This is a genomic window from Tessaracoccus zhenghani (assembly GCF_055326325.1).
The window spans coordinates 112,617-129,342 of record NZ_JBUZNQ010000004.1; the positions used below are offsets into that span (position 1 = coordinate 112,617).

Below are 16,726 nucleotides of genomic sequence, written 5' to 3' on the forward strand. Positions count from 1 at the left end.
GGGTAGGCTGCAGCCACAATGAGTGGCACTTATACATTCGCACCCGGCAACGTCGTCGTGGTGCGCGACGAGGACTGGCTGGTGACGTCAGTCGACGAGTCGTCCGACGGACCAGTCCTCAACGCCCAGGGCCTCTCGGATCTGGTCCGCGGCCAGGACGCCGTCTTCTACCCCTCGCTGGACCGGATCAAGCTCAACGACCCCCGCGACACCACCGTCCGCCCGGACAATTCCCCGAAATACCGCCGCTCAAGGCTCTGGGTGGAGTCCACCCTCCGCAAGACCGCCGTCCCCCTCAGCGACGACTCGCTCACCGTCTCGCCCCGCATGCTCGCCCGCCAGCTCAGCTACCAGCACAAGGCCGTCGCCAAGGCCCTCGACCCCGCGACACTGCGGCCCCGCATCCTGCTCGCCGACGCCGTCGGCCTCGGCAAGACGCTCGAGATCGGCATGATCCTCTCGGAGCTCATCCGCCGCGGCCGCGGGGAGCGGATCCTGGTGGTCACCCCGCGACACGTGCTGGAGCAGATGCAGCACGAGATGTGGAGCCGCTTCGCCATCCCGTTCGTGCGCCTCGACTCCCAGGGCGTGGCCCGCGTCAAGCAGAAGCTGCCCGCCAACCGCAATCCGTTCTCCTACTTCCGCCGCGTCATCATCTCCATCGACACGCTGAAGCAGGAGCGCTTCGTCCACGACCTGCGCCGCCACCACTGGGACGCCGTCGTCATCGACGAGTCGCACAACGTCACCAACACCGCCACCCTCAACAACCGGCTGGCCAGCATCCTCGCGCCGCAGGCCGACGCGCTCATCCTCGCCTCCGCCACCCCGCACAACGGGTCGCGTGAGTCGTTCGCCGAGCTGGTGCGCCTCCTCGACCCCACCGCAGTCAAGGCCGACGGCGACCTCGACGCCAAGCGCGTCGACCAGCTCACCATCCGGCGACACCGCCACAGCGCCGAGGTGGCCGAGGAGGTGGGCGCCGATTGGGCCGAGCGCCTCGAACCCGACAACCGCCTCATCGACGCCTCCCCGCAGGAGGACGCCGTCGTCGACGAGCTGGTGGACACCTGGCTCCGCCCGACGACCACCTCGCCCTACTCCGGCAGCAACGGCTCGCTCTTCCCCTGGCTCCTCGCGAAAGCGTTCCTCTCCTCGCCGGCCGCCCTCCGCGACACCCTGCACAACCGCATCGAGCGCCTCGACCACACGCCCGCCGCCCACCGCGAGGCCGAGGCCCTGCGCCGCCTGGCGGTCCTCAACGACGCCACCATGGCCACCTCGTCGAAGTACCAGGCGCTGGTCTCGTACCTGCGCGACGGAGTCCTCATCGGCAGCAAATCGCCGATGCGCGCCGTCGTCTTCTCCGAGCGCGTCGCCACCCTCCACTGGCTCCAGGCCAAGCTGCAGAAGGACCTGGGCCTCAAACCAGACCAGGTCGACGTCCTCCACGGCGGCCTGGCCGACGACCAGCAGCAAGCCATCGTCGAGAGCTTCAAGCAGACCAGCTCACCCATCCGCGTGCTCGTCACCGGCGACGTCGCCTCCGAGGGCGTCAACCTCCACAAGCAGTGCCACCACCTCATCCACTACGACATCCCGTGGAGCCTCATCCGCATCGAGCAGCGCAACGGCCGCATCGACCGCTACGGCCAGAAGCAGCCCCCGCAGATCACCACCCTGCTGCTCAACACCTCAAACGAGCGCTTCTCCGGCGACATCCGCGTCCTCACCGCCCTCGTCGCCCGCGAGCACGAGGCCCACCGCGCCCTCGGCGACGCCGCCAGCCTCATGGGCCGCTACAGCGTCACCGCCGAGGAGGAGGCCATCCGCCAGGTGCTCGCCGGCTCCAAGAGCTTCGACGACGTGGTCGCCAGCCCCGAGGACATCGCCACCAGCGTCGACGACTGGCTGGCCCAATACCTCGACGACGACGCCGACGATCAGCCCGAGCCCGCCGTCGTCGGCGACCACCTCCTCTACGCCAAGCCGGTGGACTTCCTCCGCGACGCCCTCCACGAGTATTACCCCTCTCCCGAGGACAGGCCGCTCCCGCGGGACCTCGGTGGCGTCGCGTGGCGCGAACACCAGGCCGAGCACATCGTCGAGTTCGTCCCACCCGCCGATCTGCGCCAGCGCTTCGAGGTGCTGCCGCAGAGCTACCTCGCCGACCGCAACGTCCTCGAGCGCCTCCAGCTCGTCACCGAGCCCAACGCCGCGAGCACCATCCTCGACGCCGCCCTCACCGACACCAGCGCCTCCTCCTGGCCCCAGGCCCACTACCTCGGCCCGCTCCACCCGGTCCTGGACTGGGCCGCCGACCGCGCTCTGGCCCGGCTGGCCCGCGGCGAGATCTTCGCCGTCCGCGGCGACGTGGACGTGCCCACCGTCCTGCTCAACGGCACCCTCATCAACCGCCGCGGCCAGGTGGTGGCCTCGTCCTGGCTGTCCGCCCAGTTCCACGGCGCCACCCCTTTCGTCGAGGTCCACGCGACGGCGGGGGAGATGCTCGCCGACGCCGGCGTCATCGGCGAACGCAGCAACCCCGGCCCGGTCCAGCTCCCAGACATGGACCTCGTCCGGCCCGCCGTCGAGCGCGCCGAGGACACCCTGCGGTTCCAGTTCCAGGCCGCAGCCGACGCCGCGAAGGCGCGGGTCGACGAGTGGGTGGCCCGCGCGGAGGAGTGGCAGTCCGAGGCCGAGGCGCTCATCCAGCGCGATCAGGTGCGCCGGCGCCGCGCGCTTGTCGACGCGCAGGAGCGGCTGAGCCGCGACATGACCCCCGACCGCCAGCTGGTGCGCCCCCTGCTGGTGGTTCTCCCCGCCGACACCCCGGAGGCCACCCATGGCTGACAGCGACGCCCTCCTCGTCGTCGAGGACTGGATCAGCGAGCACTTCTTCACCACCGACGCCCGCAAGGAGTCCTACCTGGCCCGCGTCCTGGACCGGGTCAAGCAGTGGCGCGACGCCGAGCACCCCACCACCAGGGCGCGGTTCACCGCCGAGCGCTCCAAGCTGGCCACCGCCATGGCTGCCCTCTACGCCGACGACGACCCGGACCCCGACGCCGCCGCGGCTCTCCACGCCGACCTCCGACGCATCCTCGGCTACGAGCCCGGCCCCTATGAGACGACGGTCAACGGCCCCGTCCGGCTGCTCCGCTCACTCGGCCTCGAACCGACCCTCGCGCTGGTGGAGGCCAAGCCCGCCGCCACGCTGGACGAGCTCTTCGCGCGCCACGCCGAGACCCTCGCCGAGCCGTACGTCGTCGACGACGAGGACCCGATCCTCTCGGCCACCAAGCTGGTTTCCACCCTGTTCCTCGACCACGAGGAGACGAAGTTCGCGCTCATCATGGCCGGCCGCTGGCTGGTGGTGGCGGAGGCCTCCCGCTGGCCTGAGGGTCGCTACTTGGCCGTCGACCTCCACACCGTCGCCGAGCGCGGCGACACCAAGCAGGGCGGCGAGATCGACCGGGCGCTGGTGGCCGTCGACGCCGAGTCGCTGGCCCCCGACGCCGACGGCAACATCTGGTGGGACGCGACGCTGGAGGCGTCCGTCGCCCACACCGTCGGGGTGTCCGCCGACCTGCGCGAGGGCGTGCGGGAATCGATCGAGCTCATCGCGAACGAGGTGGTGGACCGACGGCGCGCCCAGGGCCTCGACCCGCTACCGCAGGGCCAGGCGCAGCCGCTGGCGCTGCAGTCGCTGCGGTTCCTCTACCGGATCCTGTTCCTCCTCTACGCCGAGGCGTCGCCGGAGCTGAAGATCCTCCCCGTGGGGGACCCGGACTACGCCCGCGGCTACTCCCTCGACCGGCTCCGCGAACTGGTGCAGGTGGAGCTGGCCTCCCCGCGCGCCCGCGCCGGCACCCACCTGTACGAATCGCTGGCCCTGCTCTTCCGCCTCGTCGACCGCGGCCACTCGCTGGTTGAGGAGCGAGGGAGCGAAGCGACTGAGCGTCTCGAAACCTATGAAACGCAACCTGATGCAGGAACCGAAGACCGCGAGTACGAGCACACCAACTCAGACCGCCTAGTCGAGCGCGGCCTCGAGTTCCAACCCCTCCGCGCGGACCTCTTCTCACCCCAGGCCACAGCGCTCATCGACGAGGTCGGCCTCGGCAACCACGCCCTCCAGGAAGTCCTGCGCCGACTCCTGCTCAGCAAGGAACGCTCCGGCAAGGAGCGCGGCTTCATCAGCTACGTCGAGCTCGGCATCAACCAACTGGGCGCCGTCTACGAGGGCCTGATGAGCTACACCGGCTCGTTCGCTGACGTCGACCTCTACGAGGTGGCCCGCGACGGCAACCCGGAGAAGGGCTCCTGGGTGGTCCCAGTAGACCGCGCCGACCACCTCGCCGACAAGGACTTCGTTCTCGACACCGACCCCGTCACGGGCCAGAAGAGCCGCCGCCGCTACACCCGCGGCCAGTTTGTCTTCCGGCTCTCCGGCCGCCAGCGGCAGCGCTCCGCCTCCTACTACACCCCCGAGGTGCTGACGAAGTTCACGGTCTCCGAGGCGCTCGCCGAGCTGCTGGACCAGGACGGCCACACCACCACCGCCGAGGAGATCCTCGGCCTCAGCGTCTGTGAGCCCGCCCTCGGCTCCGGCGCGTTCGCCATCGAGGCCGTCCGGCAGTTGGCCGAGCAGTACCTCAAGCGACGGCAGGAGGAACTGGGGGAGAGGATCGACCCCGACGTCTACCCGGCCGAGCTGCAGAAGGTGAAGGCGTACCTCGCCCTGCACAACGTCTACGGAGTCGACCTCAACGCCACCGCCGTGGAGTTCGCGGAGATCACACTGTGGCTGGACACCATGGCCGAGGGGCTGCAAGCCCCCTGGTTCGGGCTCCGGCTGCGCCGCGGTAACTCGCTGGTGGGGGCGTCTCGTTCCTTCTATACGCGCGACCAGGTCAACGACAAGCGCTGGCTCACCACCCCGCCCACGGCTGAGCCGCTCACCGACATCGCCGCCCGCATCGAGCAGGACCGCCCCGAACTCAGCGGCTCCGGCGGTCGCATCCGCCACTGGCTGCTTCCAGCCGCCGGCTGGGGCGCCACGTCAGAATCCAAGGAGGCGAAGGAACTCGTTCCCGCCCGCGTGGCCAAGGTCAAGGCGTGGCGCAAGACGATCAAGAGCAAGCCAAGCAAGAAGCAGCTCGACCAGCTGGTGGCGATCTCCCACCAGGCCGAGGAGCTGTGGGCTATGGCCTATCGCCGCCTGAAGGTCGCCGAAGAACAGTCGGCCCGTCACATCAGGCTCTGGGGCTCTCCGCCTTCGCTGGCTGAGGTGCCGCGGAGCGGCCTCGAAGCCTCAAAGACCCGCACCCCAACAGTGACCCGCGAGCAGATCGAAGAATCCCTCGCCGACGACGACGGCGCCTACCGCCGACTCCGCCGCATGATGGACGCCTGGACCGGGCTGTGGTTCTGGCCGCTGACCGGCGACGAGGTGGCCCCGCCGACCCTCGACCAGTGGATCGACGCCGCCCAGGGCATCCTCGGCACCCAGAAGTTGTCGTCCCGTGGAGCCAAGCAGGGGATGGGAACGCTTTCCCCGGGGGACCAGTGGCAAGCCATGGCCGACCAAGAGAACTTCGAACTCGCCAGCGCCGGCGCCAAACGAGTCAGAGACGTGCTCGACGACCACCCCTGGCTGCGTCTCTGCGAGGAAGTGTCACGCGAGCAGGGATTCTTCCATTGGCAACTCGACTTCGCGACCGTGTTTGGGCGCGGAGGCTTCGACCTGCAGGTTGGTAACCCGCCGTGGGTACGGCCTGACGTCGATTTGGATGCGCTCCTGGCTGAGAGTGACCCCTGGTGGCAGTTGGCTCTCAAGCCGTCGGAGGCTGCGAAAATGGCGCGGCGAGTCGAGACCCTTCAGCTCGTCAGTGCCGGTGTCATCGTGACTGCGGGAGCGGCCGAGATGGTCGCACTCCGCGAGTTTGTCGGCGACGCCACCACGTACCCGGAGTTGTCTGGTCTCAGGCCCGATCTCTATCGCTGTTTCATGGCTCAGACGTGGACACACAGCTCACACCGAGGGACGGTGGGCTTGATCCACCCCGAAACGCATCTGACTGACGAGAAGGCCGGGGGGCTTAGAGAACTCACGTACCCGCGACTCAGACGACACTGGCAGTTCGTGAACGAGCTGCAACTATTCGCGGAGATTGACCATCACGTCAGCTACGGCGTACATGTGTATGGGGCTGTGCATCCGGTGCGCTATCTGAATGCAGCCCGGCTCTACCATCCCGAGACTGTGGAGCGCTCGGAGAAGCATGATGGCTCGGGAGAGGAGCCAGGGCACAAGCACGCGGGGGGGTGGGACCGTCGGCCCCACCGCTCCCGCATCCAGGTAGTTGACGATGCCGAACTTGCCATCTGGCGTGACGTCTTGGAGAGCCCGGACGCCCCAGTGCGTCGAACTCGAATGCTCTACTCCTCTAACCGCTCCTCGTCCCGTGTCCTGAGCGCATTGGCCAAAGCCGAGCGACTAGGTGCTTTCGGTCTTCGCTTCTCGACCGGGTGGAACGAGACCACCGATCGCCAGAAGGGTCGCTTCGTACAGGAATGGGGTCCGGCCACCTGGGAGGACGCCATCCTCCAGGGCCCACACCTGCACGTCGGGAACCCCTTCTCCAAGTCCCCGAACCCGACCATGAGGCACAACCAGGACTGGTCGGCGGTGGACCTGGAGTCGCTCGCACCGGACGCGCAACCAGCGACCTCCTACAAGCCGGCTGGCGACCGAGCCGTGTACGACTCCACTTACGGCACGTGGGAAGGTGACCCGGTTCGCAACCACTACCGAGTCGCCTGGCGTGCGATGGCGGCCAATGCCAACGAGCGAACCCTCTTCGCGGCGGTGATCCCTCCAGGTAGCGCCCACATCCATGGAGTGAGCGCACTCTCGGCCCGCGATCCCAGAACCCTGGTCCTGGCAGCAGCCGTTTGTAGCTCGCTTCTCGCTGACTTCGCGATTCGATCCGCACCCAAAAGCGCCGTGAGTTTTGAAGCCATCTCAAGGCTCCCTTCCCCAGACTTGAATCACGAGTTGGTGCCTCGACTCCACCTCAGGGCTCTCCGCCTCAATTGCCTCACGGCCGCCTATGCACCTTTGTGGCGAGATATGTGGGACCCACGGTTCACAGAGGACAAGTGGTTGCTGGGTGCGGGTGACCCAGAAGAGCTTGAGCTCGGGGCCGTTGGACCGGAATGGACACCTACCACCCCGTTGCGCCGCGATGTCGACCGGCGCAACGCTCTAATTGAGATTGACGCGCTGCTGGCCACAATGCTCGGAGTCACCGCCGACGAGCTCGCCACGATCTACCGCACCCAGTTCGCCGTCCTGCACGGCTACGACCAGAACGACTATATCTACGACGCCAACGGCCGCCTCGTACCGACCCAGGTCCGCCAACTGTGGCGAAAGAAGGGCGACAAGCTCACTTCGGAGGAGCGAACCGCTACCCACCCGGCGGGCACGGTCTACACCTACGAACTTCCGTTCGCCTCGCGTGATCGCGAAGCCGACTTCCACAAGGCGATGGCCCGCATGCGAAAACTGTCGTAGCCCTACACACGTTTGTCTTAAGGGCTGGGGGCATGCGACCAGCCAACTGGATAAGGTTTGCCCACTGCACGAACACGGAGGTTCCATGCGCGATCACTTGGACACAGTCGGCCGCCTCGTCAAGCGGATATTTGAGAGCCATCTCCCGCGCATGGGCGACGACTGGTGGGAGCGTGGCGTGATCAAGGCCCTCTCCTTCCAACAACGCAAGGACGCCGCCGAAAGGGGCTGGAGAGCACTGGACGACCTCGACGTGGCAGCGCTCTTCGTCGCCTTGGACAACAACTGGGACATGTTCATCCGGTGGGGGATTGTCACAAAGGAGGGCCGCAACTGGCTCAAGGAGGCGATCAGCATCCGGCACCGCTACGCTCACGAGCCGGTCGGTTCGACGAGGGAACCTCGCCGCGCATACCGAGACGTGGACACGCTGTTTCTTCTCGCCCAAGCCCTTGACCCTCAAGCCCCCGAGATCGTCGAGCTCGAGGCCGCCCGCGATGCGCTGCTCCCCACAAGGGAAGGAACGGCTCCCCGGGACGAGATGCCAGTAGCCGCGCCTGACGACTCGGACGGCCCTGACTCGGGAGTGGATTGGCTGGTGCCCGCAGCCCTGGTGAGATTGCGAGCACGCCCAGAGATCGTTGGGGTAGTCATGTCGGTCGACCGTGGCCAGGTCGAGAGGACTGCGATGGTCTTCCACGATGGGTCTGCCCATCAATACTTCGAATCCCAGCTGGAACCCCAGTCGACGGGTCCTCAAGAGAAGTTGAACGCAGCAGAGATGCGCACGGGTTTCACGGCCGCAGAGCTGCTCAACCCGGCAGTGAGCCGGCTGTATTCGTTCAACACTGGGCGCATCGAGTACGAGCCCTACCAGTTCCGACCGGTCATGAAGCTCATCAACTCCGACCGGCCTCGGCTCCTCATCGCCGATGACGTTGGCGTGGGAAAGACGATCGAGGCCGGTCTGATCATCAAGGAGCTCCAGGCACGCCAGCGGTTGGACTCCATACTCGTGATCTGTCCCAAGCAACTAGTTGTCGAAAGCAAGTGGCGTCAGGAACTTAGGCGATTCGATGAGGACTTCATAGAGTTGGACAGCGCCACTCTCCGCTACTGCCTCGACGAAGCGCGACTAGAAGGGCAGTGGCCCGCTCGGTACCGCAAGGCGATCTTGCCGTATTCGCTGTTGGACGAGCGGCTGCTGATGGGCCAAGGAGAGGGCAGGTCCAGACGTCATGGATTGCTCTCAATCATCCCGCCGGTGAAGTTTGACCTGGTGATAGTGGATGAGGCCCATCATCTGCGTAACCGCGAGACCTGGCGCCACCGTGTCGTCAGCCACCTGTTGGCCTCCTCGGAGGCGGCTGTCCTGGTGTCGGCGACCCCAATTCAGACCGGCAGCAGTGACCTGTTCAACCTCCTCCGGCTTCTGCGGCCGGACACCTTCACCGATTCCGGAGCCTTCGACCGCATGAAGGAGCCGAACGCTTTCATCGCGGAGGCAGATGCGGTTGCCCGGCGGGGCGGTCCAGATTGGCAACTTGATGCGCTCATCGCGCTGGAAGGGGCGGCGGAGACCGCCTGGGGGAAAGCCGTGATGATGGCCGACCCGCGGATGGATGCGGTTCGGACGCTCCTTGAAGACGAGGACATGACGGAAGAGAAGCGGGTGCGCGTAGTGCGCTTGTTGCAGAACCTCAACACCTTCTCGGGTTTGATCAACCGGACCCGGCGGCGAGACATCGGCAACTTCACGGTACGGAAGCCGGAAACGCACGCGGTGGACTTCACGCCTGAGCAGCAACTTGTTCACGATGAGTTGCTGGACCTGTGCCGACGCATCCTGGCTCCACGTGCCGGCAGCCAGTCCCTGGAGTTCCTGCTGTCGACTCTGCGGAGGCAAGCCTCCAGTTCCCTCAATGGGTTGGCCCCCTTCATTCACGACGTGCTGAACAACCGCCTGGGTGCCGAAGAGCTGAGTGAGGCCGACTTCGAGGGGGAGACCCTCGCCGCTGATGGCCTCTTGTCATTCAGGTCTGAGATCCAGGTCTTGGCACATCGAGCGAGCGAGCTCCGCGAGGATCCCAAGCTAGATTCCCTATTCAGCATCGTCCAGGAGAAGCGGAAGCTCGAGAACAACAAGGTACTGGTCTTCAGCACCTTCCGACACACTCTCGCCTACATCCTTCCCAGACTGCGGGAGGCCGGGGTTAGAGTGGGTCTGGTCCACGGAGGGGTTCCCGATGATGACCGTCGCGAGATCCGGTCGCGCTTCGCTCTGGACCGACAGAATCCAGATGCGCTCGATGTCTTGTTGTCCTCCGAGGTAGGGACTGAGGGATTGGACAACCAGTTCTGCGACGCACTTGTCAACTACGACATCCCGTGGAATCCGATGCGCATTGAACAGCGCATTGGCCGCATCGATCGTCGGGGTCAGAAGAGCGAGTCCATATCTATCAAGAACCTCATCGTGAACGGAACCGTTGACGCTGCCATCTATGAGCGATGCCTGCTGCGGATAGGGGTGTTTCACGACGCGCTCGGTGCGAGCGAAGAGATCCTTGGAGAAATGAGCCGGGAACTCCACTCCATCGCTGAGGACCTCACCCTCACCGACGCCGAACGCGACGCGAAACTTCAGCAGCTCGCCGATAACAAGCTTGCTCGAGTGCAGGAGCAGACCGAACTCGAAGAGCGCGAAGCCGCCCTCTTCGGACTCGCCGTGCAGAAGCTGGATGAGGATGGAGTGGCCGCGAGCGCGAGCCCGTGGTTGGCGACACCACAGATGGCCAGGCTGGTTGAGGAGTATCTGGAGCGACAGGGGCACGATCGCGCGCCTGGGATGTTCGACCGGCCGGTGGCCGTTTTTCGCCCTGATCGACAGACTCGGGCGGTCCTTGTCGATGCGGCAAGGAGCGATCCCGAGAACTCAGGAAACATCCGTTGGCGACGATGGTTGGAGGACGCAGGAGACGCCACCCGTCGGCTCACTTTTGATCCTGCGCTTGCTGAGGACGAGGGTGTTGAGCTGTTGTCGGCCGCTCACGGTCTCGTGAGGGCTGCCGCTCGAGCAATCGGAGTGCCCGATGGCGAAGTCGAAGTTCCTCTGCGAGTTGCCTCTGACGAAGTGCCCTCAGGCCGCTACCCATTCGCTGTGTTCGGGTGGAGAACGCTAGGTCTCAAGGACAACTACGAGTTGGCCGTAGTCGCCACCGAGTCGAAGCTAGGTGGGACGGTGGGCGGATTGTTGCTGCGGGCGGAGGATGGAGATTCTGCGCTGACAGACGCCGAAGCCGACGCGATCGAGGTCCGCCACTACGAAAAGTGGCTTGAGGCCCGCGCCCAGCACATCGAAGAGACAACCGTCCACATCGCAGCCCAACTGGCCTCTCTTGAGCTCAGTCACCGAGCGAGAGTGGCGCAGCTTGAGGATCAGCTTGCAGAAGCGTCGCACCCAAACATCGTCAGGATGCGGGAGAGCGAGCTGCGTTCCGTTGAAGAGGACTTTGCACGGCGCAGGACGGACCTTCAGCGAGCGGAGAGTCGCTGTGACATCACCACGTCCCGAATCTGCCGTGGGGTCCTCGAGGTCGTTTCAGGATGAGTGACCCTCGTTTCGCCAGGCTTTGTCAGGACCGCCGCTCACAGGCGGATGCTGCGGACGCGCTGCTGGGTGATGGACTCAAGACACTGCTCGCAGACCTATATCCTGACCAGGCTCACTTCCTCTACGAGCTGCTTCAGAACGCTGAAGACGCTCGAGCCAGCAACGTGGAATTCATTCTGGAATCGGATCGGTTGCTCTTCAATCATGACGGCCAAGACCTCTTCACCTATGACGACGTAGAGGCCATCACGACAATCAAGTCCACCAAGAAGAGCGACGACACCAAGATTGGCAAGTTCGGCGTTGGATTCAAAGCAGTATTCTCGTACACCGCCCGGCCCGAAGTCAGATCGGGACAGTTCAACTTTGCGATCGAGGATCTGTTTGTTCCCGTCCCGTTATCCGGGCAGTCACGCGCTGGCCAGACGGAGTTCGTGATTCCGTTCGACAATCCAGATAAACCCGCAGCGACAGCTTTCTCTGAAATCGCTCAGGGGCTGTCAGCGATGGAAGCCACGACTCTTCTATTCTTACGGGGGATTCGCTCGATCCAATTTCTGATCCAGGACGGGCGGTGGGGGGAACTGAGTAGGGATGAGCATGAGTACCCATATGTCTCGGTTCAACGGTCTGAGAATGATTCGGTCGCGGTTTCGCATTGGCTGCGACTGATCGGCGGGTCAGAACTCTCCCCTTCCATCCCCTCAGAACAATACGTGTCTGCCGCCTTTCGGATCGAGGCTGCGCCGGAGCCGGTGAAAAAGGGGGCTAGGACTCGATCCACGTCAGTCGTTCCGGTCGAACATGGAGCGGTATGCGTTTACTTCCCGGCCGAGAAACAGGTCTCTGGACTTAAGTTCCACGTCCATGCACCTTTCGAACCGACACCGGCCAGGGACAGTGTCCGGAACACCCCCGAGAATGCGGGGCTGGTAGAGGCAATCGGTGTCCTGGTGGCCAACCACCTGTCGGATCTTCAGAAGGATGGTTGGCTCAGCGACGGTCTGTTGGCCGCCCTTCCCAACGACCAGGACCCGGTAGGCGAACTGTTTGCGTCGGTGACCTCTGCGGTGCGCCAAGCTTTCTGGGACAAACCAATCACCCCGCGGAATGCAGGCGGTCCGCGACGGGCGGCTGATCTTGTGGAGAGTCCCCCCGAGTTCCGTCGCCTGCTGGATTCGAACGACCTGGCGGTCCTGACATCTTTGCATGACGGCACCTACCCTGAGGAGCCGCGCTGGGTTGCTGAACGAAGCGGGAGGGCAGGAGCCCTACTGAGAGGGCTGGGCGTAGCCAGGTTCGGTTGGGATGAACTAGAGGATGTCCTTGACGGCGCTTCTGGTTGGTCTTTCGCGCGTGGTCTTGATCTGACTTCGTTGCAGACCCTCACGCACTGGCTAGAGTCGATGGACACCAGTCATCTGGCAAGCTTCTACGAACTCCTGGGACAGGGAATCGAGGAAGAGCACATCGACACGTGGCGTCTTGAGTCCGGGGATGTACCGCTACTGCGTGTCATCGGGGAGGGGGGAGTCAGCCACCCGAGTCCGCCGAGAGGATATCTTCCTGTCAACGCCGAAGATCAAGCCCCAGGCAGGGTCCCGACCGCACTGTCGTACTTCGAATCGGATCGTCCCAGCCGCAGGAAATCTCGACTAGAAGCCTTCTACCATGCCCTAGGGGTGCGACGCTGGGATGCCCGTGCCCTCATCGATGCGAGGCTTGAGCGCTATTTAGCGATGGATAGTGAGGAGCAGCCTGAGCTCACCATCGCCGAGCATTTCGAGGACCTGAGGACCTTCGTAGCTCACCTCGAGACACAGCCTCAGGACCTCCCGTCAGTCAGAGAGAGAATCTTCCTGTTAGGGGATGTGGATGGGGATCTTCAGTGGATGCGCCCATCGAAGTTGTTCTTGGACACCCCCATCGAGAACACAGGCATCCGTCACCTCTACCGGGGGTTGCTGCCGTTGGCTTCGATTTACCTTGGAAAGGTACCTGCGATCGGGCAGTTCGCCAAGGACCTCGGGGTGGTGCATTCCTTCGCCATCCGTACCCACGACGTCTGGAGCAACCCCGAGCGGCGAGAAGAGTGGTTCCCTCCGGGGACAAGGAGATCCAGTCAAGGCCAGAAGTCGGACTGGGATCTACCAGAGGCCGTTTCGATCCTGCGATCAGGCGACCCAGTCCTACTTCGCTCACTATGGCAGCTGGCAGTGGACTCACCGAAATCCAAAGCATGGGCTACTTTCCAGCTCAACGGGAGTGCTCAGGTGCACCAACTTCCATCTCGGCTCGCGCAGCGGCTGCGAGGCAAGCCATGGGTCCTAGACGCGGCGGGAGATCTGCGGACCGCCGAATCCATGGCCGCCGAGGAACTCCCGCGCGGGTGGCCTGAGCCGCCACGCGGTTCGTTGGCGATGGAACTGGGCTTTGGATCTGATGCGCACAGCCACGCGCGCGAACAGCAGGAGAAGGTCCGGATGGCACGTGAGGTGGGAGTACCGCCACACCTGTTGCCGTATCTCGCGGGCCGAGAAGCGGATGATCCGGTCTGGGCTGCCGTTGAATCTCTCCTCCGAGGCAGCCAGCTCCCCGAGGCCGTGTCGGCAGATCCCGCTAGGCGAGCCGGGGTGGTGGCGGAGGACGCAGGGTTTGCAACCGAGTATGAGACCGAGATTCGAGAGCGGTCGGTTGTCCTCGGCCGGCAGGAACTCCGGGAACAGACACGCCAGTACCTACGCGCCCAGTACATTGGCGAAGACGGCGTGATGTATTGCCAGATCTGCGTCCGTCCCATGCCCTTCAAATTGCGGGGAGAATGGTACTTCGAGACGGTGCAGTGCGTTCCCCGGCGCGTCAAGCAACATCACCAGAATGGACTGGCGGTCTGCCCGCTGTGCGCAGCCTTGTACAAGCACGCACGCGCAACGCCCGACGCCGATGTCATGGAGCGCTTGCTTAACCTTGACCTGCCTCCAAACACGGGCCACGGGCACCTGCCCGTCACTCTTGACGGGCGCGAGCGTCAGGTGCGCTTCACGGGCATCCACCTCTTGGACATTCGTGCCGTCCTCCAAGTGGCGGGCGAGTCGCTCCCCAGCGCATAGGTATTAGATCGATTTTGGGCAGAGCGCATACCGCTGCACTCAATGTTCCGTCTTGAGCAGCGTCGCTGCGGGAAGAGAGGGGCGCTTGTTCGGGGATCGGGTCCGACCGAGCTCTTGCCGTGGGTCACGCCGCCTGGTCGCTGAGTTCCTCAGCGACCTCCGTGAGGGGGGTGAGTCCCTCGTCCACTTCGAGCGCCCAGAACTCCAAACCGCTGATGTTGTGCACATCGAGGAACCTTGCCGCGTCATCTAGGTCGTCGAACTCGTGCTCCCCATCGATCAGTACGGTCCCGTCGTCGGTGATCACTGCGTCGACGACCCAATCCGGATCGACGGGGTCCAGCAGGTCTCCAGGCCGGAGAAGGCCAGCGTCCACCAGTTCGCGAAGCGGTGGTTCGTGGCGCTCGAGTGCGCTGAAGTTGTCGTCCACGGTGCCAGCGGCTCGGCCAGAGCGCAGCTTCGAGAATGCATCACGGGTGACCTGAGCGATCAGATCGCGACGTCTCGCGAGGAACTCGTCGTAGTCCAACAGATGCCAATCCTCCGGCAGGGCATGCCAATACATCTGCTGCTGGAGTTCCTCTCCACGGATGTGCCGGGCCTGCAAGAGCTCCGGCCAGTACTCGGCCGGCGGCCGGTCGGAGATGAGAATGTTGGTCGCCCAATCGGTAGGCGCGTAGTTGGCGATCTGGTTGACCCGCTTCACGTCGTCGATACCGAGCTCACGACCGAGGTAGGCCCGAGGGAACAGGTGGTGCCCCTCCATGCCCTTGACCGTTGGCAGCGTCGGGTCCATCCACTGCGACACTGGCATGTCCAACATGAACATCTTGGCCTCGAGGATGTTGAGAGCGGCCAAATAGCATTGATAGGCGGGCGACAGCGCAGCGTTGGAATACGCAAGCATCTGCGGCATGCCGAAACGCCAGAAGTCCGAAGTCATCTCGGAGTCGACGATCTCGTCCAGCGCTTTGACGAAGCCGTCCGCATCGCCAGTCGCTACCAAGTCCAACCGGCTCAGGTCCTTGCTCAGCTGGGACTCGGCTGAACCTGTGTACCTGCCGGTGAGTTGGGCCATGAAGATCCAACGAGCGATCACCGCTCGGAGGGTCGTGATGTCGACGCGAAACCTCGTGCGCCCCAGGAGGAACAGGATGTAGCTGGAGATCACGTTCAAGGAGGAGGTGATGTTGCGTGCCCGGCGGAATCCTGCCATCTGGATGGCGTGGATGAACTCAGTCCAGTTGACCCGATCGGTGACCACTGGGAGAGCTTGCTGCAGTCGCCTGAGTTGCTCGTGCAGTTTCTCTTCATCCACGTAGCCGGTCTGCGGGTCGCGTGCCTGGAGTGCTGTGTAGGCGTCCTGAAGACGGGCGCGGCCTTGTCCGACGGCCACCAGGGCACGGACCACATGGAACGTCTCAACGGCGAGGAACGGGTTCACGGGTGTCCAGTGGATCGGGCTGCCTGCGATTTCCGACGCCCGTTGGGGCGTGATCCGGGAATGCCGGGAGAAGTCCTCGATCTGCTCCCGCCCTTCAGGCCAGAAAACGGAGAGCCAGGTCAGGATGTAGTCGGACGCTCGGAGGCGGACTCCTTCAGAGTTGATGCGCACGAAGATGTCGGCGACGAGGCCCTTTCCCGACTCGCCGGCGATGTGAACCACGTTGAAGGTGTACTTCTTGAGGTCACCCAGCCGTTCGAAGACCCTGTCCAAGTGGTCCTCCTGCTCGTCGGTCAGCTCGCCGACGGATGACTCGTAGCGCTTGATGAACTCCCGCTCAGTCCTCTTGGACGACTCGAAGTACGTCGCTATGTTCCCGATCCACTGGGGCGACTTCGCGAGAGCGGGAGTACGGACCTCAAACCGCTCCGAGAAGGGATTAAAGGAGATGGTGATCTGCTTCTCCATGTAGTCGGAGTTGCGCACTGGACGGCCCTTGATCGAGGCATAGAGGCTGGTGATCCTTTGCTGACCATCGACTATCTGGTGGCGCCCTCCCAGTCCAGAGCCATGTCCGATCGCGCGGCTGGCCTCGCCAGATGCGTCGTCCCAGAACATCAGTTCGCCGACGGGGTAGCCCCTGTACATCGAGTCGAAGAGGTCGCGGACCTTGGTCGTGGGCCACACGAAGGGGCGTTGCAGATCGGGTAGGCGGATGCTGCCTTGCTCAATGCCGCCTACAAGTTGTTCGACTTGCCAGGAGACCGTCTTGAAGATCGATGCCATAACTCCACTCCGGTGTAGATCACTTCCCCGCACCTTACCCACCGAGTGCCATCCAGAGCAGACGGAGAGGCTACCCTCGATCTTTCATGACCGTCCTGTGTGGGGCTTGTCGGCGCCGGTGGCGTCGAGGTTGTTCTGATTCTTGCAGGTGGGTGCGACAAGGCCCCGCGTGACGTCTGCGGGGCGGG

The 16,726-nt window shown here is 64.3% G+C and carries 5 protein-coding genes; 4 read left to right on the forward strand and 1 reads right to left on the reverse strand.

Annotated elements, in window-relative coordinates:
- Positions 1–18 precede the first annotated feature (18 nt).
- The 4 genes from ACZK4S_RS10500 to ACZK4S_RS10515 all read left to right on the forward strand — a co-directional run bounded on the left by ACZK4S_RS10500 (position 19) and on the right by ACZK4S_RS10515 (position 14,308).
- Positions 19–2,853 carry a helicase-related protein gene (locus ACZK4S_RS10500; RefSeq protein WP_463644212.1) on the forward strand — a complete coding sequence of 945 codons (2,835 nt, stop codon included), beginning with the start codon at positions 19–21 and terminating at the stop codon, positions 2,851–2,853.
- Positions 2,846–7,585, forward strand: a complete 4,740-nt coding sequence (locus tag ACZK4S_RS10505) for an Eco57I restriction-modification methylase domain-containing protein (protein ID WP_463644213.1) — start codon at positions 2,846–2,848, stop codon at positions 7,583–7,585. The genes ACZK4S_RS10500 and ACZK4S_RS10505 overlap by 8 nt, the downstream gene beginning before the upstream one ends.
- An 85-nt stretch (positions 7,586–7,670) precedes the next feature.
- A complete protein-coding gene (locus tag ACZK4S_RS10510; RefSeq protein WP_463644214.1) occupies positions 7,671–11,195 on the forward strand; it encodes a DEAD/DEAH box helicase in 3,525 nt (1,174 codons plus the stop codon).
- Positions 11,192–14,308 (forward strand): sacsin N-terminal ATP-binding-like domain-containing protein, encoded by a 3,117-nt coding sequence (locus ACZK4S_RS10515; RefSeq protein ID WP_463644215.1) that lies wholly within the window; start codon positions 11,192–11,194, stop codon positions 14,306–14,308. The genes ACZK4S_RS10510 and ACZK4S_RS10515 overlap by 4 nt, the downstream gene beginning before the upstream one ends.
- Before the next feature lie 124 nt (positions 14,309–14,432).
- Here the strand turns inward: ACZK4S_RS10515 and ACZK4S_RS10520 are convergent, their stop codons facing one another.
- Complete coding sequence (locus ACZK4S_RS10520; RefSeq protein WP_463644216.1) at positions 14,433–16,538, reverse strand: GmrSD restriction endonuclease domain-containing protein; 2,106 nt, start codon at positions 16,536–16,538, stop codon at positions 14,433–14,435.
- Positions 16,539–16,726 lie beyond the last annotated feature (188 nt).